This window comes from Acinetobacter sp. Ac_5812 (assembly GCF_013072695.1).
In the GTDB taxonomy this organism is placed as follows: domain Bacteria; phylum Pseudomonadota; class Gammaproteobacteria; order Pseudomonadales; family Moraxellaceae; genus Acinetobacter.
The window spans coordinates 349,548-371,608 of the sequence record NZ_LXUK01000005.1; the positions used below are offsets into that span (position 1 = coordinate 349,548).

At 33.6% G+C, this 22,061-nt stretch carries 18 protein-coding genes and 1 pseudogene; 13 read left to right on the top strand and 6 right to left on the bottom strand.

What is annotated here, in order from left to right; genetic code table 11:
- Positions 1–4 precede the first annotated feature (4 nt).
- The 3 genes from A7P55_RS05055 to A7P55_RS05065 are packed head-to-tail and all read left to right on the top strand — an operon-like array spanning position 5 to position 4,345.
- Positions 5–1,990, top strand: coding sequence for a hypothetical protein (locus tag A7P55_RS05055; RefSeq protein ID WP_171551318.1), 1,986 nt, complete (start codon positions 5–7; stop codon positions 1,988–1,990).
- On the top strand, positions 1,990–3,936 hold the full coding sequence (locus A7P55_RS05060; protein WP_171551319.1) for a hypothetical protein: 1,947 nt from the start codon (positions 1,990–1,992) through the stop codon (positions 3,934–3,936). The genes A7P55_RS05055 and A7P55_RS05060 overlap by 1 nt, the downstream gene beginning before the upstream one ends.
- Complete coding sequence (locus tag A7P55_RS05065; RefSeq protein WP_171551320.1) at positions 3,929–4,345, top strand: hypothetical protein; 417 nt, start codon at positions 3,929–3,931, stop codon at positions 4,343–4,345. The genes A7P55_RS05060 and A7P55_RS05065 overlap by 8 nt, the downstream gene beginning before the upstream one ends.
- A 1-nt stretch (position 4,346) precedes the next feature.
- Here A7P55_RS05065 and A7P55_RS05070 read toward each other — a convergent pair whose 3' ends face one another.
- Positions 4,347–4,577: a helix-turn-helix transcriptional regulator gene (locus A7P55_RS05070; protein WP_171551321.1), complete on the bottom strand. Its 231-nt coding sequence runs from the start codon at positions 4,575–4,577 to the stop codon at positions 4,347–4,349.
- 80 nt (positions 4,578–4,657) lie between these two features.
- On the opposite strand from A7P55_RS05070, the gene A7P55_RS05075 reads away from it, so the two are divergent.
- The 6 genes from A7P55_RS05075 (at position 4,658) to A7P55_RS05100 (ending at position 10,704) form a co-directional block, all read left to right on the top strand.
- A complete protein-coding gene (locus A7P55_RS05075; RefSeq protein ID WP_171551322.1) occupies positions 4,658–5,161 on the top strand; it encodes a hypothetical protein in 504 nt (167 codons plus the stop codon).
- 81 nt (positions 5,162–5,242) lie between these two features.
- Positions 5,243–5,422: a hypothetical protein gene (locus tag A7P55_RS05080; protein WP_171551323.1), complete on the top strand. Its 180-nt coding sequence runs from the start codon at positions 5,243–5,245 to the stop codon at positions 5,420–5,422.
- Between the two features lie 301 nt (positions 5,423–5,723).
- Positions 5,724–6,791 carry a CBASS cGAMP-activated phospholipase gene (locus A7P55_RS05085; protein ID WP_171551324.1) on the top strand — a complete coding sequence of 356 codons (1,068 nt, stop codon included), beginning with the start codon at positions 5,724–5,726 and terminating at the stop codon, positions 6,789–6,791.
- Positions 6,792–6,979: 188 nt separating this feature from the next.
- Complete coding sequence (locus A7P55_RS05090; protein ID WP_171551325.1) at positions 6,980–8,755, top strand: ThiF family adenylyltransferase; 1,776 nt, start codon at positions 6,980–6,982, stop codon at positions 8,753–8,755.
- 166 nt (positions 8,756–8,921) lie between these two features.
- Positions 8,922–10,193 carry a cyclic GMP-AMP synthase DncV-like nucleotidyltransferase gene (locus tag A7P55_RS05095; protein ID WP_171551326.1) on the top strand — a complete coding sequence of 424 codons (1,272 nt, stop codon included), beginning with the start codon at positions 8,922–8,924 and terminating at the stop codon, positions 10,191–10,193.
- A 4-nt stretch (positions 10,194–10,197) separates the two neighbouring features.
- The gene (locus tag A7P55_RS05100; protein ID WP_171551327.1) at positions 10,198–10,704 is read left to right on the top strand and encodes a Mov34/MPN/PAD-1 family protein; all 507 of its coding nucleotides are present in this window, start codon (positions 10,198–10,200) and stop codon (positions 10,702–10,704) included.
- Here A7P55_RS05100 and A7P55_RS05105 read toward each other — a convergent pair.
- The 5 genes and pseudogenes from A7P55_RS05105 to trpS form a co-directional block, all read right to left on the bottom strand.
- Positions 10,697–11,359 carry a hypothetical protein gene (locus A7P55_RS05105; protein ID WP_171551328.1) on the bottom strand — a complete coding sequence of 221 codons (663 nt, stop codon included), beginning with the start codon at positions 11,357–11,359 and terminating at the stop codon, positions 10,697–10,699. The two genes, A7P55_RS05100 and A7P55_RS05105, sit on opposite strands and share 8 nt — an antisense overlap.
- On the bottom strand, positions 11,356–11,817 hold the full coding sequence (locus A7P55_RS05110; protein ID WP_171551329.1) for a hypothetical protein: 462 nt from the start codon (positions 11,815–11,817) through the stop codon (positions 11,356–11,358). Before A7P55_RS05110 ends, A7P55_RS05105 begins: the two co-directional genes overlap by 4 nt.
- A 776-nt stretch (positions 11,818–12,593) precedes the next feature.
- Positions 12,594–12,995 (bottom strand): annotated as a pseudogene (locus A7P55_RS05115) (SPFH domain-containing protein); the annotation flags it as partial.
- A 34-nt stretch (positions 12,996–13,029) separates the two neighbouring features.
- Complete coding sequence (locus A7P55_RS05120) at positions 13,030–13,674, bottom strand: YqiJ family protein (RefSeq protein WP_171551330.1); 645 nt, start codon at positions 13,672–13,674, stop codon at positions 13,030–13,032.
- Positions 13,675–14,090: 416 nt separating this feature from the next.
- Entirely contained in the window at positions 14,091–15,104 is a 1,014-nt protein-coding gene (gene trpS, locus A7P55_RS05125) for a tryptophan--tRNA ligase (RefSeq protein WP_171551331.1), read from the bottom strand.
- Positions 15,105–15,268: 164 nt separating this feature from the next.
- Here trpS and A7P55_RS05130 point away from each other — a divergent pair, with 164 nt between their 5' ends.
- From A7P55_RS05130 to A7P55_RS05145, 4 genes are all read left to right on the top strand, one after another.
- Positions 15,269–16,198 (top strand): DUF808 domain-containing protein, encoded by a 930-nt coding sequence (locus A7P55_RS05130; RefSeq protein WP_171551332.1) that lies wholly within the window; start codon positions 15,269–15,271, stop codon positions 16,196–16,198.
- 37 nt (positions 16,199–16,235) lie between these two features.
- Entirely contained in the window at positions 16,236–17,129 is an 894-nt protein-coding gene (locus A7P55_RS05135) for a neutral zinc metallopeptidase (RefSeq protein WP_171551333.1), read from the top strand.
- A gap of 280 nt (positions 17,130–17,409) precedes the next feature.
- The gene (locus A7P55_RS05140; RefSeq protein ID WP_171551334.1) at positions 17,410–18,909 is read left to right on the top strand and encodes a cation:proton antiporter; all 1,500 of its coding nucleotides are present in this window, start codon (positions 17,410–17,412) and stop codon (positions 18,907–18,909) included.
- A gap of 455 nt (positions 18,910–19,364) precedes the next feature.
- Positions 19,365–22,061, top strand: a 2,697-nt coding sequence (locus tag A7P55_RS05145; RefSeq protein ID WP_252727821.1) for an Ig-like domain-containing protein, incomplete at its 3' end; no start/stop codon positions are given.

Here is a 22,061-nt window from a genome sequence, read left to right on the forward strand (position 1 = left end):
TAAATTGGTAAAAAATGAAAAAAACCATAATGTGGGAAGTGATGGAAATCTAATTAAACTAGGAAGATCTATTTTCATAGTAGATATTACTGAGAAAGATTGTCTAGAAGTTATAGATGATATTTCAGAAGACCAATTTCCAAATCTAATTCTATTAATCAAGAAGAATTCACATCGATATAAGTATATAGATATCGGTTCATATTGTTTTGAATCAAAAAAAAGGAGAAATAGAACTGAAGTTGAGACAAAAGTTGATATAAAAAGTATTAATTATTCAAGAATTAAAGGGCTAAAAAAATTTATACTGTCTACTATAGATAGACATAAAAGTAATACTAGTTTAATTGCTGATTTAATGAATTTGGGTCATGTGATTGAGTATTTTAATGAAAATTTTAAAAAATCTAATTTTGAAGATATCAATACTTGTAAGTATATGTATATAGAGTTTACAAAATTTTTAATTAATAGAATTAATGTTGGAATCGCTAATGCAAGAGGATATCAACTGCAGCATAGTTGTGCATTGTTTTTATCTCATACTTGTGAGATTAGTATTTTTGAGCTGGAAAAAATTGCTACAAAAATAATGGATAGTGATATAAATCGCCCTTTTTATAATAATGGACGTGAAGATGAAATAAGCACCTATATATCAAAAAATATAATTCTTTTTGAAACTATATCAAAAAAATTAATGAATAATGAGGATCTTCCTTTTGTAGTTAATTTTGAGAAAATAGATGATTTTTTGATATTTGATACAAGTTTAAATTCAACATTAGATAATAAAGATAAATATAAAATTTTATTTGATAAGAATAATAATCTAAAAAGCCTTGATTTAATAGGAGAAATCATAAAGTCCAAAAATAAAAATCAAATACTAACTGGTAATTCTCTGTATAATGCTGGACGTAGGAAATGGCAATTTATAAAAAAAATAAATAATGAAAAATTATCTGATTCTAAATTCAAACTTAGACTTGCCAGCATTGCTATATTTGCTTTTTCTCAAGCTTTTGTAGCTGCTACATCTTGTAATTCTAGCGTTTTAATCAAATTGCGTGATGAAGGAAATATATTAACTAGTCAAGAAAAAGGGAGAAGAATATATGCAGTTAAAGCTAGAGCTAAATATAAAGAGCAATCAATTTCTTTTGGGTTAAAGTTTCAAAAATATTTTAAATCATACTTAAATTTTATTAAGTTTTTAAAACATGAGTTAAATCAATATTTTGATAAAGAAACGCAAAATAAACTTTTTTTTGTAATCGTACAAACAGATGAAGTTAAAGTTCATCCATTTGATGATGTGTATATTTATGAATATTATAAAATAATAAGTAGAATTTATGGATCAAGACACATTGTAAATAGTGAATTAAGGAACAATGTAGGAAATTTTTTTGCATCTAATACTAATGATTCTAACCTAGTAGCAAGTAAACTAGGAAACTCAACAAAAATAGCTATTAAAAATTATATTGATGTTTCATTTGAGGTAATGGCGGAAGAAGTCAGTAATTTTTTTAATAAAGTCCAAGAAAAAGCTATATATAAAGGGAGAATAGATACGAATAGTATCGCTGTAAATATTAATGAAAAAGAAGTGGCAAAAAATTCAATTGGATATTGTAAAAATGTTAAACCTAGTTTAAAGCAAGGTTTTAATTCTGAATCTATTACGCCTAATTGTGCTAATTCTGAAAGTTGCCTTTTCTGTGAAAACTATACAATCTTTACAGACGAAAGTGATTTAAGGAGGTTACTTTCATTTAAAATGATTATTTCTCAATTGAATAAAACTGACGATCAACTTATTCAGATTAACTATAGGATTGATGAAATAATTAATTTGATAGTATCGAAGTATCCAGATACTGAAAAAATGATTAGTAATTTAATTAGTGAAACAGAAGAAGGGGTTTTAGATGAATTTTGGAATCATCATCTTAATATGTTAGTTGATTTGGGAGTTTTATAATGTTACAGCGTCTTGAAGCTACTAATAAGTCAAAAAAAGTTAAGTATGTGGTAGCCTATCCTATTAGTAATACAGCAATTTCATATGGTTCAGAAGGTGAAATTCAATCTATATTTTCTGATATGGTTTGGGACTTTTCATATCAGATTTCTCAAATCAATAGACGTAAAACTGTTAATTTTAATTTTATTAAGAATAATGATAAGAAAATTCAGGATAATTTAGTTTTTGAAGCTAAAATTATTGCATATGGGTTATTGTATGCTTATACAGGATCAAATTCTAATAAAATAAATCAGCTTTTAGATGATTATGGTCGAATTAGATATGTAATTGAAGCTGCATGTAAGATGAATTCTACTTTATCTAATTTATATTTAAATGAAGAATTATTTAAATTAATTCAAATAGGAGTGGCTGATAAGAGTAGACAACAAATTAAGTTGTTGCTTTCATTTTTTAAAAAAATATCTTCATTTTCTAATATATATGTAAATCATAATTTCACTCTCAGCGCTAATCAATTTAATAAATTAAGTAGTCTATTAGATTCAAAACCACTAGGGGTTAGCAATCAACACTTAGTAATACCTACAAGATTATATTCGCATATATATAATCAGTCTGAAATAATATTTGATGAATATTTATTGCATTGTAAAGCTATTGATGCTTTTGCTAAGAAAAGATCAAAAGTTATCGAAGAAATTGATGGCAAAATTTATTATCGTTCAAAAAATGTTAAGTACAATCATAAAAACGAAGTTAAGAAATTTGAAATTTTAGCTAATAAATATAATCTTTTGACAAAGATTGATGTTCTCCATTATCTCAATCTTTTGTCAGATATAGCTTTATCTAGAATATTGATGTTTACTGGGATGCGTGCAGGTGAAATTTTTAATGCTCCTGAAAATTGCCTTATTGAAATTAAAAAAAATGATAGAGTTATTTATATTCTCAACAGTTATACAAATAAGGAAACTAATAATGGGCCTATGAAGGCCACATGGATAACGAGTTCTGCTGTTAAAAAGGCTATCAATATTCTTAAAAATATCAATAAGATAATTGGTTATGATTCTTCCTTTAAAAGGGAGGATTCTTGCGAATTTCCATTATTTTTAGGAAGAGGTGATAAATTAAATTCAGCCTTATATGATTTTCCTCTTAAAGCTAGAGTAAGATTAGAAGAAGCATTTGAATATTTTAATTTTGATTTTATTGTTAATGAAAATGATCTTGATGAGTTGAAATTAACAGCTACATCAGATGAACTTGAATACTATAATGTTCAATTGGGTGGGGGGTTTCCTATTAATACTCATCAGTTTAGGAGAACTTTGACAGTTTATGCAGCTAGAAGTACTCTTGTGCAAACACCAGCTTTAAAAGCCCAGCTTAAACATCTGACTTGTGATTTGACGTACTATTATGGAAATCAAAGTGAGTTTTCTCCTAACTTTATTGCAGAGGATACTTTAGTTCAAACATATAAAAACGAAATTCATAAATATAACAATGAATGTTTCTTAGAAGATGTAATCAATACAACTGAGCCTTTATTTGGTGCAAGTGGTATTCGTCTGCAAAATTCAAAAAATTATCCTATAGTTCCTATGTTTCTTACTGATAGTAAAGCAGCTCTAAAAGATATTAAAAATGGAAAATTATTCTATAAAAGAACTGCTTTAGGCGGATGTAATAGAAAAGGGATTTGTGACAAAATTACTCCCTTAAGTGTAACTGCTTGTATTAGTTGTAATGATGCAATTTTTTCTGAAAGATCTGTTAAAGCCCTTACTGTTGCTAAAGAAAATTTTTATAAACAAATTAAGCTATTTGATGAAGATAGTCATTTTGCGCTTCAATTACATTCTGAAATTGTTGCAATTGATAAAGTTTTAAATAAGAGAAATATTTTTTGCGAGGTTGATAATGCGTAAACGTAAAGATTTCATTCAGGGTTATAGAGATGCATTAGCTCGCCTTATTAGAAATGAAGGTACTATTATTACTGGAAGTTATAAAATTAATTTTGATACTGTAGCTTTAGAAGCTAATCGTAAACGAGGAGCAATTAAGGGAAATACAGAAGAAATTGTGGCTTTGAAGCAGGATATTCTTGAAGCTGAACGTAAAAGAAATAAACAAAATTTAAATTCTGGAATGGATACTCGAGAAATTATACGCTCCAAGAATTTAGAATATAAAGAATTAATGATTGAGAATGAAAAACTTAAAACAGAAATTGAATCTTTAAGTAGACAATTAGCTTCAGTCATCTATCAATTAGCTTTAACTAAAAAAGAAATTTCGGAAAATAAAGATGCTATTGAATTTGTAAAAAAATAATTTATTGAAAAATTTCTTCTAGAAAGTTTTCAATCGATACATTTAAAGCTGTTAACCAGTCATACAATTCTAAGATATCAATTCTCCTATCATAGTTTTCAACTTTAGCAATGTAGGATTGATTTTTTTCTAAAGACGTAGCTAATTCTACCTGAGTAATTTTTCTTGACTCACGTATAGCGATAAGTTTTTGTATCAGTTTTCTATACCGAGGATCGTGTATTGAGCTCATAGCTCAAGATGTTGTACTATTACTACAAATATCCCAAAATAGGATATTTATGGTAGTTCATGGTGATGTGGTAAATTTGTATGTATGTAAATCAAACTCTTAAGGAGTATGTGGTCAAATTCTTGGCAACAATAGCTTTTAAAGCAAAAGAATTTAAAGATATCAGAAAGATGTTTATTGAGGCCTATCCAGAATTTAAGGCTAAAAAATTCTATCAAAAAATTTATCAAATTGTTAGGGAACTACAAGAATGTGGTTTTATAGCAGTTGATACATCGACATGTACTTATAAATATACATCATTGTATAGACGCTTTGATTTGCTTGATTATTTAGCCAATAAAACTACTCCATCTTCAATTCATGAGCAACTATATGAAAATTACACTCGACTTGGGGAAGAGGTGGATAATGTAAAACTAGAGATGGAGATATTAGCTAAATATATGCACCTATATCCAATCATAGTTGATAAAATCTCTAGTTGTGTATTTGATGCACAAACGCATTTGAAGAGTCTTCAGTTAGAAATTAGAGTATTAAAAAGACTTATAGCTTGTATCTCAAAAATTGAGGAACCGTAAAATTTATTTTTTTGTATTTGAGTATCACCTACATATTTTCAAAATTGATTTGATATCTAGTGAAGAAGTAAGGATTTTAATATGTCAAAAACTATTGTTTCAGAAGAAGAAAAAAATGAATTAGGTAAGCAAATGGTTGAAGATCTCAGAGTAATTGCAGAGTTGGAGCAAAAACCAATTCGGTATTTTAAAGTGAATGAAAATGGAGTTTTCTGTGAGGTACAAATAGACTATACGGATCATAAACATTCTACAAAATAATTAATGTCAATATCTCGCCAACTTTTGTCGCATCCCTTTCTTTTCCCATAGATTTTTCACACTAAATCTAACACAATAGACCTCAAATAAATTTGAGAGTCATCTAATGATTACAGGTGAAATTAAAAGCAATATTTACCAAATTTGGTGATGTGTACTGAATTAGCAGAAGAATTTGCTGAAAACTTTATTAAGCTAAAATTTGATATCAAAGATATGCAAAAAATATTATTAGTTTTAAGGTTGAAAATTAAATTACTGACACAATTAATTAACAAACACAAAAAATGAGTAATTATTAATGAATTCAGATAACAATGAACGTATTGTAAAAGTCCTTAGCCTCAATGGCGGAGGAGTTAGGGGGGCATTTACAATTAGCTTTTTAGCAGAAATTGAAAGAATAATTGAGTCACAGGAAAATATCGAAAATGTAAAAATTGGCGATTATTTTGATTTAATCACAGGAACTTCGATTGGGGGAATTCTTGCATTAGGTTTAGCTTCTGGGAAAAGTGCAAGAGAATTAGAATCAGTGTTTAAGGAAAATGCTTCTAAGATTTTTCCAACTTATAGATATATTTTAAAGAAATTTCTATTGCCTTTCTCCCCTATTTATAGCAGTGTCCCTCTATACAAAACAATTATTAGCATGATTGACGAAAATAAAGTTTTCAATGATCTAGATCGTCGGGTTATGATTCCAACGGTAAATTTATCTAGTGGAAATCCATTTTTCTTCAAGACACCTCACGACCCATCCTTTTCAAGAGATGGGGTGCTAAAGTTGATAGATGCTGCAATGGCTACTTCTGCTGCTCCTACATATTTTAGTCCGCATTATTGTGCAGATAAAGAAGCATACTTCGCAGATGGTGGGCTTGTTGCCAATAATCCAAGTTTTATTGGTTTTAAAGAAGTATTACATAATATGAAAAGTGATTTTCCAGATACAAAAATAGAAGATGTAAAAATTTTGAATGTTGGAACATTAAATGAACATTATTGTTTAAGACCAAAATTACTTGGGAAAAAGAGTCATAAAGGATATTTAGGGCTATGGGGCATTGGCGAGAGACTAGTTTTAAGTACAATGACGGCTAACCAGAATCTTCATCGATTCATGTTAATTAGAGAATTTAGACCATATGGATTAGAGAAAATTAACTTTATTGAAGTAGATGGCACAATCCCAAATGAAGCATCAAAAGATATCACTCTTGATAATGCTTCGACCGACAGCCTAAAACATTTGATTGGAAGTGGAAAACAAATAGCAACTGAAAAGTTTGCACAGGAAGAAAACTTAAAATTATTTTTTAAAGATAAAGCTAAACCTTTTAAAAGAGGAACTCTAGCAACTAATTAATTTTATAACCTGATCTATCATTAGACTTTTTGCGTTAGTCAAAATTTAAACAGCAGTCAGCTATATTTTATAAGGGTTTAGCTAATGAGAAATTAGATAAAAGCCATACTTTCGCAAGAGGTCTATTATAAACTGATATATAAAACGAAATTAAGCACGTTGCTGTTGCGAATTTAGGTGGAAAATTTATGTTTGATTCTTTAAGAAGACAGCAATTAATTGATGAATTACATGTAAATGATTTTCGTCGATTATCATTAGATAAATTGACATACAAAAATGAAATTTATAGCATGACTTCTCTATTCGATGGGGAGGAAATATTTCATATAGGCAAGATTGAATTATCATTTCAAGATAATCTCTATAGCTTTGATATACTTATTTGTATATATGATCTAACACTTATCTCTCTACCGTCTGTTTATCTAATTTCACCAATTGATAGCATTCTCAAACTCCCAGTACCACACATTACTCCAAAGACTGATCTAAAGATTCAAGAAAAACAACTTCATACAATATGTTATGCATTTGCAGATGATATTACAATTCCAAGATATAATTCTAAAGAATTAATAAAATTTATTCTTAGTCAAACTAAGAAAACATTAATTGAGGTTATAGATTCAACTGCATTGAAAAAAAACTTGAATAATGAAATAGAACCTATGTGGATATGCTTATCCAATAGACAAAAAAGTACTTTAAGTGTTAGAAGTTTTGGACTGCTTCCTAGTGAACATAAGAAGGTTATTGATTTTAATATAATTGGTAATGAAAACAACTTAAGACTAAACGGTAAATTTGTTTATATTCCAAGTGACAGTCAAGTTCCAGCATTAAGCATTTTTTTAAAGCCTGATTTTACAGTTATCTCTTTAAATCATTTTTTTATTTGGATTAAAAAATGGGATATCTCAGCCTATAATGTTCTATTAGAAGCTCTAAAAAAATTTAAAGAATTTAAAAAGCATTTTTTCTTTGGCTTTTACTATAATGGAGCTATTTTATATTTCTCTATTAAACTTGATTCATCAACTATTAACAGAATGATGAGTTTAAAAGACTTTAAAAAAATGCAATTCAATGGTACTCAAGATTTAGGATTTAGTTGTGGAATTCCAATTGATCTTAATCACATGGTAAACAGAAATCTTCAAGATTTAACGTATAAAAAAAGTCTTAAAGAGTTAAAAATCTTACAGGTGGGCTGTGGTTCTATAGGTGGGTATCTTGTTGATACCCTTTTTAAGGTAGGGGCAATGAATGGAGAAAGATCTCAATTAACTTTAGTTGATTCTGACGATCTAAAACCTGATAATTTGGGTCGCCATTTCTTAGGTAGTTCCTATTTAGGTTTAAATAAAGCAAAAGCCCTAAAAACTCACTTAGAAATAAATTATAAAAAATATTTAATTAATGAAAAATTAAATATCAATATCGAAAATTTTGATATTAAAAGTTTTGAAAAGGTCTTTTTTGATGATTTTGATTTAATTATTGATGCAACAGGAAAATTTGAAGTAGCACAATATCTAAACGAAATTGTAAATGAGCAACCCAGTGAAAAACAGATTCCTATACTTCATTTATGGATCTTTGCTAATGGTGAATGTGTTCAAGCTTTTTGGAATGACAGCAAAACTCTATCAAATAATGGTGGATGCCATCACTGCTTAACTACACTTTGGGATAACGATCCTAAATCTTATTATCCACTAAAAGATACAAGTAGGGAAACAACTATTAGGGTAAGTAGACCCTGTTCAAATTATACCCCATATTCCGTCAGTTCTAGTTTGAATGTAGTCGGTTTAGCAATTGAAATTCTTTTAGCTTGGAAAGCTAATAATTTAAATAATAATTATTTTACTAGCTATGCACCAACATCACTAGCATCTCGCAATGATGAACTTGAGAATGAAGTTTTTAAACAGGCTAATTGTTTAATATGCAAATAAAAATCACGAGAACTCTTGAAATCTTGATATACTATCCTAACTTATAAGTTAGATCAGTCATAGAATATTTTTAATTACTAATGGCATAGTATGTTATTGATAATTTTGATAAGCACTATGGGTTTGCTTTTTTATATTCTAAATACTTTTTACAAGAGAATGCTTAATGACAAATAATATAGTTTTTAATGTTCATAGAAGTTATCGTGCAAAGGAAGATGGCTTTCTACGTACATTAATTCCAACTGAAGACACTATTAAAGAATTAAATGAATGCCGAAAAAAAATTAGAGCCTGCTTAAAAACAGGTTTAAGATCTTTCATTGATGACTATAACTCAGAAGGACCAAATCCTAAATTTCGTATTCAAGGTTCGTGGGCCTATGGCTTATGTAACCTGCCCGCTCATAAGGGACAAGAACTTGATCTTGATTACGGTGTATACCTGTCTGCTGAAGTTTTTGATGAGTGTGCCGAGTATTCAAAAGAAACTTTAAAAAGCTACTTTTTAAAAGTAGAGGATCTTTTAAAAGACTTAGCGGTTGAACAAAATTGGAAATTAGATACTGAAGATAATATAAACTGTATTCGGTTATTGGTGAACTCGTTCACTCATTTGGATGTGCCCGTATACATTGTACCTAAAGAGATGTTTGATTCGCTTGAAGAATATAGTGAACTTCAAGTTGGTCTTCGTAAAGGTAGTTTAAGTCTCGGCCTCGAAGATTATAATTTATACGATTCCTTAGCAATGGATTCAAATCTTTTAAATGAAACCTTTAAATTTGAAAGCTATGGTTTACTATATGAAGAAAAATTTAAAGACCATATTGATCTTGAAAATATTAAGCGAATTACTATGGCACAACGAGATGGTGGCTATAGAGAAAGTGATTGTGAACAAGTAAGACAATGGTTTTTAAATTTTCTATCTGAACAAGAGGATAAAGGTAGCCAACTCCGATTTATTTGCAGATATCTTAAAGCTTGGAGAGATTATCACTGGGAAAAAGGTGGTGGACCTAGTTCAATTTTGTTAATGGTTATTGCTTGTCAAAATTATAAATTTCTTGAAGGGCGCGACGATCTAGCTTTGCTAAATATTTTACATGCTCTACCAAATCGTTTAAAAGAATCTGTTTTTGAAAATGGAATTCCTGATCATGAAAATGAAGACTTTAATAGAATTAAACCTGAAAACCGTATGTATTGTTCTAATAAAGCAACTCAATTTTTTAACTTTATACAAGATGGGTTATCAACAACTGAAAAAAAACATTGTTTAAGTTCCCATATAGATGCATTTGGAGCACGCTATCCAAATAATGAGGATTATGTTATTACATCTAAACAGCCTTTTTCCGAAGAAGATACTTTTAAACAAACTTTAACTAGCTCTCAGGCAGCTAAAGTATTACCTTCAGTTACGAGTGGCTAAAACTATGGAAGTTGGATATGTCACACTTTCAGATAAAAAAGATAATTTCTATATACGCATTAATTTAGATGTCTTATCAAGATTAAACGCATTTAGACAGGTTGAGCATTATATGCCTGAATCTGGTGGTGTTTTGATAGGAGAAGTATATGGAAATAATGGATTTTGGATAAAAGATGTGACAATTCCGAATAAAAAAGATATTTCATCTAGAGATAAATTTATTAGACAAGATCCATCTCATCAAAAAATTGTTAAAAATTGGCACACAAAATCAAAAGGTACTATGCAATATTTAGGTGAATGGCATTCTCATCCAGAAAGAAAACCCAGTCCCTCTGTAATAGATCTATGTAGTTGGAAAAAGCTCTCTTTAAAAATGGAAAGGCAAATGGGAGTGCAGCCATTTTTATTCCTAATTTTAAGCATGATTGATTTCAACCGAGATTGGTTAGCCGTTTATGAAGGAGCAAATAATTATACAGTTTTAGATGCTTCTACAATTACATAGCTTTTTCAATTTCACTGAAATGATATTGAGCCATAGCAAATGAGTCGATATTTTTACATTTTCTGTCAATTAAATTTAATACAATTTCACCACATGTATTTGAATTAGTCCAATATATCCCTGTTAATATTTTTCCATTATCCGTTAAGTTTAAATCGCCACTACCAAAAGTTACTTTATTTTCACTATTTCTAGTTCTATAGAACTTATAAGTGTAAAGAAAAGTAGTGGTATCTGTATCTTTATTTTGGGATAAAGCAGTAATTACTGATTCAGATTTTTGATTAGAGGTGAAAGATTTTATGGTAGTTATTAAAAAAGTTTGTTTAACATAAAAATAAATCTCAATAGGAGGAATCTGGTAACCTTCAGAGTTTTTGTAATTACTGATCAAGGATCCTTTCCATAAGCCATGTACTATTGGTTTACCAATGAAATTAGCTAATCGTTCATGCTGAATTGTTACTGATCTAAGTAAAAATCCTAAAACAATTAAAGCTAAAGAAATAGAAGGTGTTATTGATTGAATTATAGAGAGCTTTAACCATCCCAGTAAATTTATACCTTGTATTAACAAAAAGATTATAAAAGCTATAAATAAAAAAAAATAGATTATCTTCTGTAATTCACTAAATTTTAAGACAATAAAACTCACACTTTCACCTGTTTATATATATCAATACCATTTTTAAATATCTTAATGATTTTATCTGAGCTAATTAATCCAACATATAAAATCCCATTTATTTTCGAAGTAAGAAAAGCAGTCATTTCACGAGCACCGCAAGGTATGATAGCCTCTAAACCCAGATCATTTATCAACTCTACTGATGGGGATATATATTGTGAAATATGCGTTATTTCCATAGTTTGAACATCTATAAAGTGAAAACCATCATGATAAGGTGATGAGTAATCAGAAATCTTTAAAAGGGTTTTAATTAGATCACTGAAGCATAATTCAGAAGGTAATTTCTTTTCATGTAAAGTTAAATATGGAAGATTATTTAAACTTTTATAAAATATGATTCCTAAGCCAGTAAACTCTTTATTACTGTTATGACATATTTCAATTAGTGCATCACTTATTTGACTTTCTAGTGATCTTGTCACAGATATCACCTAACTTAATTTGTTAAAAAGTATAGTACTATAAATTTTAGGCGTAGGCTTGTTCATTTAGTGATTATAAAGTCACAAGAGCATTTGCATCACTGAAAACTTAAAATAAATTAAGCAATAGAGGTATGTGCTTCAGCTTATGCTTACAGAAATGCTAGGGGGAAATATATTTAATATTTTTATGAACAAAAAATGAAATTTTTTAGGTAGTTTTCAATAAACATGGAATTTTTTATTTAAAAATATTTCTCATAATTTTAATGATTTAGAAAAAACTCCTCATTGATAATTATCGGGGATTACCCAATTACGAAAGCCCGTATTAAAAAATTAAGGAAGACATCTCTAATTGCTGCTGAACCTTTATTTGTAACTTCGGTTATTTATAGGTGGATTACCATTGCTGAACTTTTAGGATTGGTCAAGGTAAAATATGGAATTTTCATTTGTTTTTTATTATATTTTATAGAATTTTTTACTTATATAGAATGGTTTTCCTAGTATTTGATTAAAGAGTAAATCAAAGTGGTGAAAATGCATTACCAAATGAAATTGACCTAGATGAAGGAAAAGTGCTTTCTGTATAGCGTAGATATTCGTAGTATGAAAAAAACCTTGTGATAATAGGTATTATTTTTAACTATATGGAATGAAAAAGGAGTTTCATTCCATATTTAATGCAAAAAAATAGATTTAAAATAATTTTTATAAAATATGTTGTTAAACAACAACTTAATTAACTTATTCCATGTTTTTAGTGTAGTGTGTTTACCTTCAACCAGATCTTTAAGTTCTGGTGGGGACATGGTTTTACGCCCCAAGGTTTGGGCTGCGGTTGCAATTGATTCAGCAATCGGTTTGACACGAACATAGAACTCGGCCATCACATCAACACGCATACGGTCTCGAGTAATCAGTGCTTGGTCTGCGGCACGTTTTACCTCTAAACGTAAAGTGTTCATGTTGACAGGAATAATTTCATGTAAGACGGGGAGAACAATAGCACCGCCATTTAAAATGACTTTTTCACCACCAAAACCAGTACGAACAAAAGAAACTTCTTTACTTGAACGGGTATAGAGACGGGCGATAATAATGCCAATAAAAATCAGCGCTGCAAAAATAACACCAGTAATAATTAAAATTTCAGTCAATGCTGAATTCAACATGTAAACACCCTCATATAGTCATAAATATAAAAAATTAAGCAGCAATCGCTTGGAATCCAATTCTGGTTCTTTGCGTTAAAATCACGTCTTGTCCTTGATGGAAAACCAGATCAAGTTCGGGTTCAACCAAGACGTAATGGGTTTGGCCAAATTGGTCTTTAACTTTGGCTTGTGCAGGGGAGTTGGGTTTAGCATCCCCTAAAATGATATGTGCTGTTCTGCCAATTAGATCGTCTGCTTGAATTGCTGTGCTTTCATCTTTAGGAATAATTTTGGCAATCAATGCAGCGCTGTAACGTACCAGTGGCATACACAGAAATAAGCAGGCAGGGGCAATGATCCACGCAGAAAGATAATGTTCAGTAAATTGATAGAACAAGTCTTGGATGATTAAACCTGTGAGTGCATAGACTGTTAAGAAGATGATCAGCCAGATCAGTAAAGGGACTTTACCCAAATACAGCCATTCTAAAAACTGGGTCAAAACAGAATCAGATTGTTCTACAGAGATATCTGCATGATCAATCTCGCTCAGACTATCAGGTAAAAACTGTTCCAAAAAGCTAGAACTACCACCGAATAATAATAGAATGAATTCGAGTAGGCCAATAAACAGGCATAGCATTAAAGCAATGCTAAAAACAAGGTTAGAAGGATGTGTTAAAAGATCCCAGATCATCGCAATTACTCTTATTTCTTTTAGCGTTAATTAATAAATTTTTTATAAAAATAAAACAGTTATAAGAGTAAAGCCAATGCGCCTAAATTTCAACCTAAATTGACCACATTCTTGCAGACGAAAAAAAACGCAATGATTGGGGTGATCAATGCGTTGAACAACGAATCTGTTTAAAACAGTTTCGGTTGAAAGGAGAAATGTCATGAGATTAGTGCTAACTAACCTACAACGCCATAGTATTCAAAAACCTGACTAAGTTCATCGGTATTCATGTTAACTACTGTTAATAGATGTTAAGAAGTGACGATAATTGTTAGTTTTTGATTGTTTGGAAGAGTTCTAAAATTAAACTTAAATCAAATGGTTAAAACATAAAAAGCCCAATCAAGGGCTTTTTATGTGAAAAGTAACGTAAATTAGAATTTAAATAATCCAATTCCCGCTTTCACTTCATCCAGTGTTTGTTGAGTAATGATACGGCACTTTTCGGTACCTTGTTTCAATACATCCATAATGTAATCTGGATCTTTTTCCAGCTCAGCACGACGGTCACGAATCGGTGCAATCAACTCTTGCAAAACACCTTCTAAACGCTTTTTCACAGTACCATCACCGAGGCCACCACGACGATAATGTGCTTTTAATTCTTCCACTTCTTCTTTGTTTGGATCGAAAGCATCAAGATAGGTAAATACGATGTTGCCTTCAACCTGACCTGGGTCTTCAATGCGAAGATGGTTCGGATCGGTATACATTGCATTGACAGCTTTTTTGATGTCTTTATCCGTAGCATTCAACACAATGGTATTGCCCAAAGATTTCGACATCTTCGCTTTGCCATCAAAACCAGGTAAGCGTGCCATATTTGACAACAGGGCTTTACATTCTGGTAATAGATCATGACCAATTTGACGATTAATACGACGTACTACTTCGTTGGTTTGTTCAATCATTGGCAGTTGATCTTCACCAACAGGAACTACAGTCGCTTTAAATGCAGTAATGTCTGCTGCTTGTGCAATTGGGTAACACAGAAAGCCTGCTGGAATATCACGCTCAAAATTGCGTAATTGAATTTCAGCTTTTACAGTAGGGTTACGCTCTAAACGTGCAACAGTCACGTAATTGAGGTAAATCATGGTCAATTCATTCAGCGCAGGTAAGCAAGACTGTACACAAATTGTGGTTTTGCTTGGGTCAATCCCGACAGCAAGATAATCGAGTGCAACTTGCAGGATGTTATTGCGAACTTTATCTGGATTATCAGCATTGTCTGTCATTGCTTGCGCATCTGCCAATAACAGATGTTGATGATGACTATCTTGTAGACCTACACGAGAACGTAATGAACCGACAAAATGTCCAAGGTGGAGTTGTCCCGTTGGACGGTCGCCTGTCAAAATGATGGGACGTTGATCAATATTACTCATGATATGTTCCAAGATTCAGTAATTTCATAGATATAAGATTGATATTATTGTACGAGAAATAAATTTTTTTCGTCAGCGATAATTTTAACTTTTTCTTAAAATCATATTGTGATTTCACTGTGTAATTCTACAATGGTTCAATAAATACAAATCAGGAAATAAAAATGGCGAGTGGTTTATTACTATTACTAGATGATATTGCAACGATTTTAGACGATGTTGCAGTCATGAGTAAAATGGCAGCCAAAAAAACCGCAGGGGTTTTAGGTGATGACTTAGCACTTAACGCCCAACAAGTCAGTGGTGTGCGTTCAGATCGAGAATTACCTGTGGTCTGGAGTGTTGCAAAAGGTTCATTTGTTAATAAATTAATTCTCGTTCCATTGGCCCTTTTGATTAGTGTTGTTGCGCCTTGGTTGATTAATCCGTTGCTTATGATCGGAGGTCTATTCCTCTGTTATGAAGGGGTAGAGAAGGTTGTGCACATGCTGTTTCATAAAAAAGCCAAAACAGCAGAGGAGGCCAGTGAAAACTTACAACAAGTCGAAGTCGATTTGGCCAAATTTGAAAAGGAAAAAGTAAAGGGAGCGATTCGAACCGACTTCATTCTTTCCGCTGAAATTGTGGTGATTTCGTTAGGTACAGTTGCAACAGCTGCATTTATGACTAAAGTGACAGTATTAAGTATTATTGCAATCGTCATGACTGTCGGGGTGTATGGCCTAGTTGCAATGATTGTAAAAATTGACGATTTAGGTTTATATCTTACACAACAAGCTTCTGAATTAAAAAATAAAATCGGTCGTGGTTTGCTTGCTTTTGCTCCAATTTTAATGAAAACACTTTCAATTGTTGGAACGATTGCAATGTTTTTAGTAGGTGGGGGTATTATTTCGCATACCATTCCTTTATTGCATCATTTTACTGAAGAAACGGTTGATCATTTAGAGCTCATTCCAAATGTCGGTTCAATCATTGGTGCGTTAACACCAACCTTGATTAACTTAGGCATTGGTTTGCTTGCAGGCGCTGTTGTTCTGATCATTGTTACACTCATTCAGAAGGTTTGGTCGAAAGCCAAAACATCTACTTAAACCTAGGTCGTCATCATCAGAATTATGTGAGGTAGTTATGCGTTGGAAAGGTCGTCGAGTCAGTACCAATGTTGAAGACCGTCGCGGTGGTGGCGGTGCGAAAGCAGGTGGAATTAGTATTATCGGTTTAGTGGTGGCCTTTGTGGCTTGGAAATTTTTTGGGGTTGACCCTCAGCAAGCTTATCAAGCAACTCAAGCAGTCACCAATGCTCAGTCTTCACAGCAAGGCAGTGCACCGCAAAGCTTAACACCTGATCAAAAAGAGGCCAGTGATTTTGTTGGAACTGTGTTGGCAGATACAGAAGATACGTGGACACCAATCTTTCAGCAGCTGGGGATGGCTTACAAGCCGCCACGGCTTGTATTATTCAGTGGTGTGGTTCGTTCAGGTTGTGGTACCGCACAGGCTGCGATGGGACCTTTTTACTGTCCTGCTGATCAGAAAGTTTATATTGATACCTCATTCTTTAAAGAGATGCGCCAGCAAATGGGTATTTCTGGAGAACAAAACCAAACCGAACTTTCTCGTCAAGATCAGGCAGGGGATTTTGCTCAGGCTTATGTAATTGCGCATGAAGTTGGACACCATATTCAGAACCTATTAGGTATTTCAGGTCAGGTGCAACAAGCACGTGCACAGGCGAGTCAAGCACAAGGCAATCAACTCTCTGTACGCTTAGAATTACAGGCAGATTGCTTTGCAGGCATTTGGGCACATCAGAATCAAAAACGTACGCAATTCCTTGAACAAGGCGATATTGAAGAAGCAATGGATGCAGCCGAAAAAATTGGTGATGACTACTTACAACGCCGTGCGACTGGACAAGTTGTGCCAGATAGTTTTACTCATGGTACCAGTGAACAGCGGATGCAGTGGTTCCAGATCGGTTTGAAATCGGGTGATGTGAATCAGTGTAATACTTTTAAGTAGGGTGAAAAAAGGAGCTTTGCTCCTTGATTTTTATACGGAAGATATACGAATCAGAAGAAGAATTAACGTAAAATAATAACGTCTATGCTGAATTGAGGATGACTGGTTTATTGTTGTGCTTAAACCATTTGTTAATAAAAACTAAATAATAAGATGAATGAATTACAACATAGGCCATCGTTCTTTATTCAATCGCAGAATCTTAAATTTTATGATTTATTGAAGTTTTAAAATTTAAATAGCATCTATGTCATTAAAATTGAATAAATAAAGAGGTCGTATGGGTAACTTTTTTCTTTTACAAGCATTGACGGTTGTTTTTGCCTTATCCATTGCGACAACCATTTTTAATAAACGAATATTGGGTTTTCCTCAGGCGATTGGCGTTCCTATTGTTTCAGCTATTTTTGTCTTTATCTTACAGTGGGGGGCAAGTCTATTAAATGGTAATCAGTTTATTACGATCAATATTCATAATATTGAAGCAGCTGTAAGAAGTATTGATTTTTATGATTTTCTAATTAATGGTGTGATTTGTTTCATATTGACCTCATCAGCACTCAAATTTAAAATTTCAGATTTAAGGAATCATTGGAAGCCAATTAGTATTTTAGCCACGATTGCACTGGTGTTATGTGCAGGATTTTATGCAGGTTTATTATACTTATTTCAATGGTTGGTTGGTTATCCTGTCCCAATTGGTGTTTTACTCTTATTAGGTGCGGCTCTTGGTGCAACAGATCCAATTGGCGTTAAAGGCGTGCTCAGTTCTATTCGGGCACCGCATCATCTTATTGTTAAGTTGGAGGGTGAGTCATTATTTAATGATGCAATGTGTATTGCCTTATTTATGACGCTTTTAAAGGTTTTACAAGGAGAGCATTTTTCATTATTGGCAACAGTTGAAACCTTATTATATGAAATCTTCGTTGCAGTAATTATCGGTTTTGCATTTGGTTTTGCGATCTTACGTTTACTCCGTGGTAAACATGAGATGGAATCTCTGATTTTAACTACCGCCTTACTTGCCAGTGGCTCATATCTAGTGGCTTTATTTGCACATGCCTCTGCACCAATTGCCTGCGTGATTGGCGGACTGATCGTTGGAAATAAATGGCAGGAAATTCGTGAGCAACGAGAAATCCGTGAGGTCAATCATTTTTGGCATACGGTTGAGGGGATTATTAACTCTTTCCTATTCACTTTGATCGGTTTAGAGCTGTTTATTCTTGATTTAAGTGCCAATTTGATTATTGGCGGCATCATTGCCTTTATTATTCTACATTTATCACGCTTTGCTGCGAACTTTGCAGCTTTTGCCTTATTTCCATCATTCCGTAATAAAAGCTATAACGGTAGTTTAGCGATACTCTCATGGGGCGGTGTGCGTGGGGGAATTTCATTGGCATTGATCCTTGCGGTGGCGAATATTCCTGAATTAAGTCAGTACAGTAGCATCCTAATTGGTTATACCTTTATTAGTGTATTGCTGTCCGGCGTAGTCTGTGGTTTAGGCTTACCTGCTGTGATGAATGCGTTTTATTACAACCCGAGTGAAGAGACCCAAGGATTGAAAGGCTTCTATCAACGTCTGTGTAATAAGATGAATCGCCGTGGTTTTAAATATATTGTAGGTGAGGATAGTCAGGGGCGTGAAACGATTACTATTTTTAATCCTGAGATTTTATTGGACCAGAAAACTGAAGACGGTGTAGCAACCATGCATCATCCAAATAAGAGAGAAGAAGTTAAGCGATTAGAGAATCCTGAGAATTTTTAATTGCATATTTTTGTTTTTTGTTAAAAAAGCCTTTTTAGAAAAGGCTTTTTTGTTTTATGTCTAAAATATATTTAAGTGTCTTTTAAGAATTTTTTAAATATTATTTATATTAATTTTATTTTGATAATATATTTTAATAGTCTTTTAACTATTATTTAAATACCTTTTTGGAATTTAAATGTTTTTTTGCTCTATTTGTTTAAAAGTGTAATTTTAATTTTAGTTTGGAAAAGTTTTATTATTTTATTTTCTTTTTAATCAGTATTTTATGCATTTGTTAAGAAGTGTTTCAATGTTATTTTACTTTTTTATTTTGTGAGCTATTTAACATTTATTTGGTTTGATTTAAAGTGGTGCTGTGAACTCTATCACTTAGAAACAATAATTTAAACTTAAGTTAATAATGTCATTAAGAATTGATTAAATATTAAAAATTTATAATGAGGAATATAACCATGTCTCAAATACAAATTATTTCCAAGGAAAGTCATCAAACCCTTGTAAATACGACGGGAAAAACAGCCACATTACCCTCTGAACCTTCAGTTGTATTAATTAAGGTCTCTGCAAGTGATATTTCAGTTGTTAAGAGAGATGGTGTAAATGCAGTTGTAGTATTAAAAAATGGCGAAACAATCGTTATTCATAATTTCTTTAATAATAGTGAGGTAGCAGATAACAGCCTTGTACTGCAGGGTGATGATAATCAATTAGTCTGGGCGCACTTTAAGGATATGGAAAGTGATGCGGACGCTGATGCCGATGCGGACGCAGATGCAGATGCTGACTCGGATGATGATGATCATGAAGGGGCTGTTTTTTTAGAAGAAACACCAGCGGTAGTACCCGAAGCGGCGGCGGCACCTGTTGAAGCAGCAACATTACAGCCAATTCAGGCAGTAGAACCATTACTTTATGCAGGTGAAGCATCGAGTGGTTTTAGTCCATGGTTGTGGGCTTTACCTGTACTTGCGATTGGCGGGATAGCCGCAGCAGCAAGTGGCGGCGGTGGAGGTGGGGGCAATAACGACAACAATACAGATACCACACCACCAAATACGGATGGCGTAAAATTTAATATTGATCCAGTCACTGCAGACAATGTTTTGAATGCGGCAGAATCATCAGGCAATGTAACCTTAACTGGAACCTTGACAGGCGTGCCAGCAGATGCTGCGACCACTGTAGTGACAGTTGTAGTCAATGGTGTGAGCTATACAGCAACAGTCAATTCAGCGAATGGTACGTGGAGTGTGAGTGTACCAGGCAGCGGTTTACTGGCAGATGGTGATAAAACGATTGATGCGAATGTTAAGTTCACCGATGCAGCAGGCAACAGCAGCACTGTAACAGATACTCAAACGTATACTGTTGATACAACTGCACCAAATGCACCGGTGCTTGATCCAATCAATGCGACCGACCCAATCAGTGGTACAGCAGAACCAGGTTCGACAGTTACTGTGACCTTCCCAGATGGTAGTACAGTTCAGGTTCCAACAGATCCAACGACTGGGGTATGGACTACACCAAATCCAGGCAGTTTACCAAATGGTGGTACAGTCACTGCGGTTGCGACAGATCCAGCGGGTAATCCATCGGTACCTGGTACAGAAGTTATTGATACAGTCGGCCCAGATGTTTCAGGTACAACACTAAACATAGACCCTGTGACTGCAGATAACGTCATCAATGCGGCAGAATCAGCGGGCAATGTAACCTTAACTGGAACCTTGACAGGTGTGCCAGCAGATGCTGCGACCACTGTAGTGACCGTTGTAGTCAATGGTGTGACCTATACAGCAACAGTCAATTCAGCGAATGGTACTTGGAGTGTGAGTGTACCAGGTAGTGGTTTATTGGCAGATGGCGATAAAACGATTGATGCGAATGTTAAGTTCACAGATGCAGCTGGCAACAGCAGCACTGTAACAGATACCCAAACGTATACCGTTGATACAACTGCACCAAATGCACCAGAGCTTAATCCAATCAATGGCACAGATCCAATTACAGGGACCGCAGAACCAGGTTCGACGGTTACTGTGACCTTCCCAGATGGTAGTACGGTTCAGGTTCCAACAGATCCAACCACAGGGGTATGGACCACACCAAATCCAGGCAATTTACCGAATGGTGGTACAGTCACTGCGGTTGCGACAGATCCAGCGGGTAATCCATCAGTACCTGGTACTGAAGTTATTGATACAGTTGGCCCAGATGTTTCAGGTACAACACTAAACATAGACCCTGTGACTGCAGATAACGTCATCAATGCGGCAGAATCATCAGGCAATGTAATCTTAACTGGAACCTTGACAGGTGTGCCAGCAGATGCCGCGACCACTGTCGTAACCGTTGTTGTGAATGGTGTGACCTATACAGCAACAGTCAATTCAGCGAATGGTACTTGGAGTGTGAGTGTACTAGGTGGTGGTTTACTGGCAGATGGTGATAAAACCATTGATGCAACAGTCACGTTCACCGATGCAGCAGGCAACAGCAGCACTGTAACAGATACTCAAACGTATACTGTTGATACAACTGCACCAAATGCACCGGTGCTTGATCCAATCAATGCGACCGATCCAATTACAGGTACGGCAGAACCTGGTTCGACAGTGACAGTCACCTTCCCAGATGGTAGTACGGTTCAGGTTCCAACAGATCCAACCACAGGGGGGTGGACCACACCAAATCCAGGCAATTTACCGAATGGCAGTACAGTAACAGCTGTAGCAACAGACCCAGCAGGTAATCCATCTGCACCAGGCACAGAAACAGTTGATACAGTTGGCCCAGATGTTTCAGGTACAACACTAAACATAGACCCTGTGACTGCAGATAACGTCATCAATGCGGCAGAATCAACGGGCAATGTAACATTAACTGGAACCTTGACAGGTGTGCCAGCGGATGCGGCGACCACAGTGGTTACCTTGTTGATCAATGGTGTGACTTATACTGCGACAGTAGATGCAGCAGCAGGCACGTGGAGTGCAGTGGTTGCAGGCAGTGACTTGTTGGCAGATGGTGATAAAACCATTGATGCAACAGTCACGTTCACCGATGCAGCAGGCAACAGCAGCACTGTAACAGATACTCAAACGTATACTGTTGATACAACTGCACCAAATGCACCGGTGCTTGAT

Excerpts from the sequence above, each read along its gene's own strand:
- A7P55_RS05060 (WP_171551319.1), top strand. The coding sequence starts at position 1,990 with ATGTTACAGCGTCTTGAAGCTACTAATAAGTCAAAAAAAGTTAAGTAT.
- A7P55_RS05080 (WP_171551323.1), top strand. The coding sequence starts at position 5,243 with ATGTCAAAAACTATTGTTTCAGAAGAAGAAAAAAATGAATTAGGTAAG.
- A7P55_RS05065 (WP_171551320.1), top strand. The coding sequence starts at position 3,929 with ATGCGTAAACGTAAAGATTTCATTCAGGGTTATAGAGATGCATTAGCT.
- A7P55_RS05100 (WP_171551327.1), top strand. The coding sequence starts at position 10,198 with ATGGAAGTTGGATATGTCACACTTTCAGATAAAAAAGATAATTTCTAT.
- A7P55_RS05140 (WP_171551334.1), top strand. The coding sequence starts at position 17,410 with ATGGGTAACTTTTTTCTTTTACAAGCATTGACGGTTGTTTTTGCCTTA.
- A7P55_RS05120 (WP_171551330.1), bottom strand. The coding sequence starts at position 13,674 with ATGATCTGGGATCTTTTAACACATCCTTCTAACCTTGTTTTTAGCATT.
- A7P55_RS05130 (WP_171551332.1), top strand. The coding sequence starts at position 15,269 with ATGGCGAGTGGTTTATTACTATTACTAGATGATATTGCAACGATTTTA.
- A7P55_RS05085 (WP_171551324.1), top strand. The coding sequence starts at position 5,724 with ATGAATTCAGATAACAATGAACGTATTGTAAAAGTCCTTAGCCTCAAT.
- A7P55_RS05090 (WP_171551325.1), top strand. The coding sequence starts at position 6,980 with ATGTTTGATTCTTTAAGAAGACAGCAATTAATTGATGAATTACATGTA.
- A7P55_RS05135 (WP_171551333.1), top strand. The coding sequence starts at position 16,236 with ATGCGTTGGAAAGGTCGTCGAGTCAGTACCAATGTTGAAGACCGTCGC.
- A7P55_RS05095 (WP_171551326.1), top strand. The coding sequence starts at position 8,922 with ATGACAAATAATATAGTTTTTAATGTTCATAGAAGTTATCGTGCAAAG.
- A7P55_RS05075 (WP_171551322.1), top strand. The coding sequence starts at position 4,658 with ATGTATGTAAATCAAACTCTTAAGGAGTATGTGGTCAAATTCTTGGCA.
- trpS (WP_171551331.1), bottom strand. The coding sequence starts at position 15,104 with ATGAGTAATATTGATCAACGTCCCATCATTTTGACAGGCGACCGTCCA.
- A7P55_RS05070 (WP_171551321.1), bottom strand. The coding sequence starts at position 4,577 with ATGAGCTCAATACACGATCCTCGGTATAGAAAACTGATACAAAAACTT.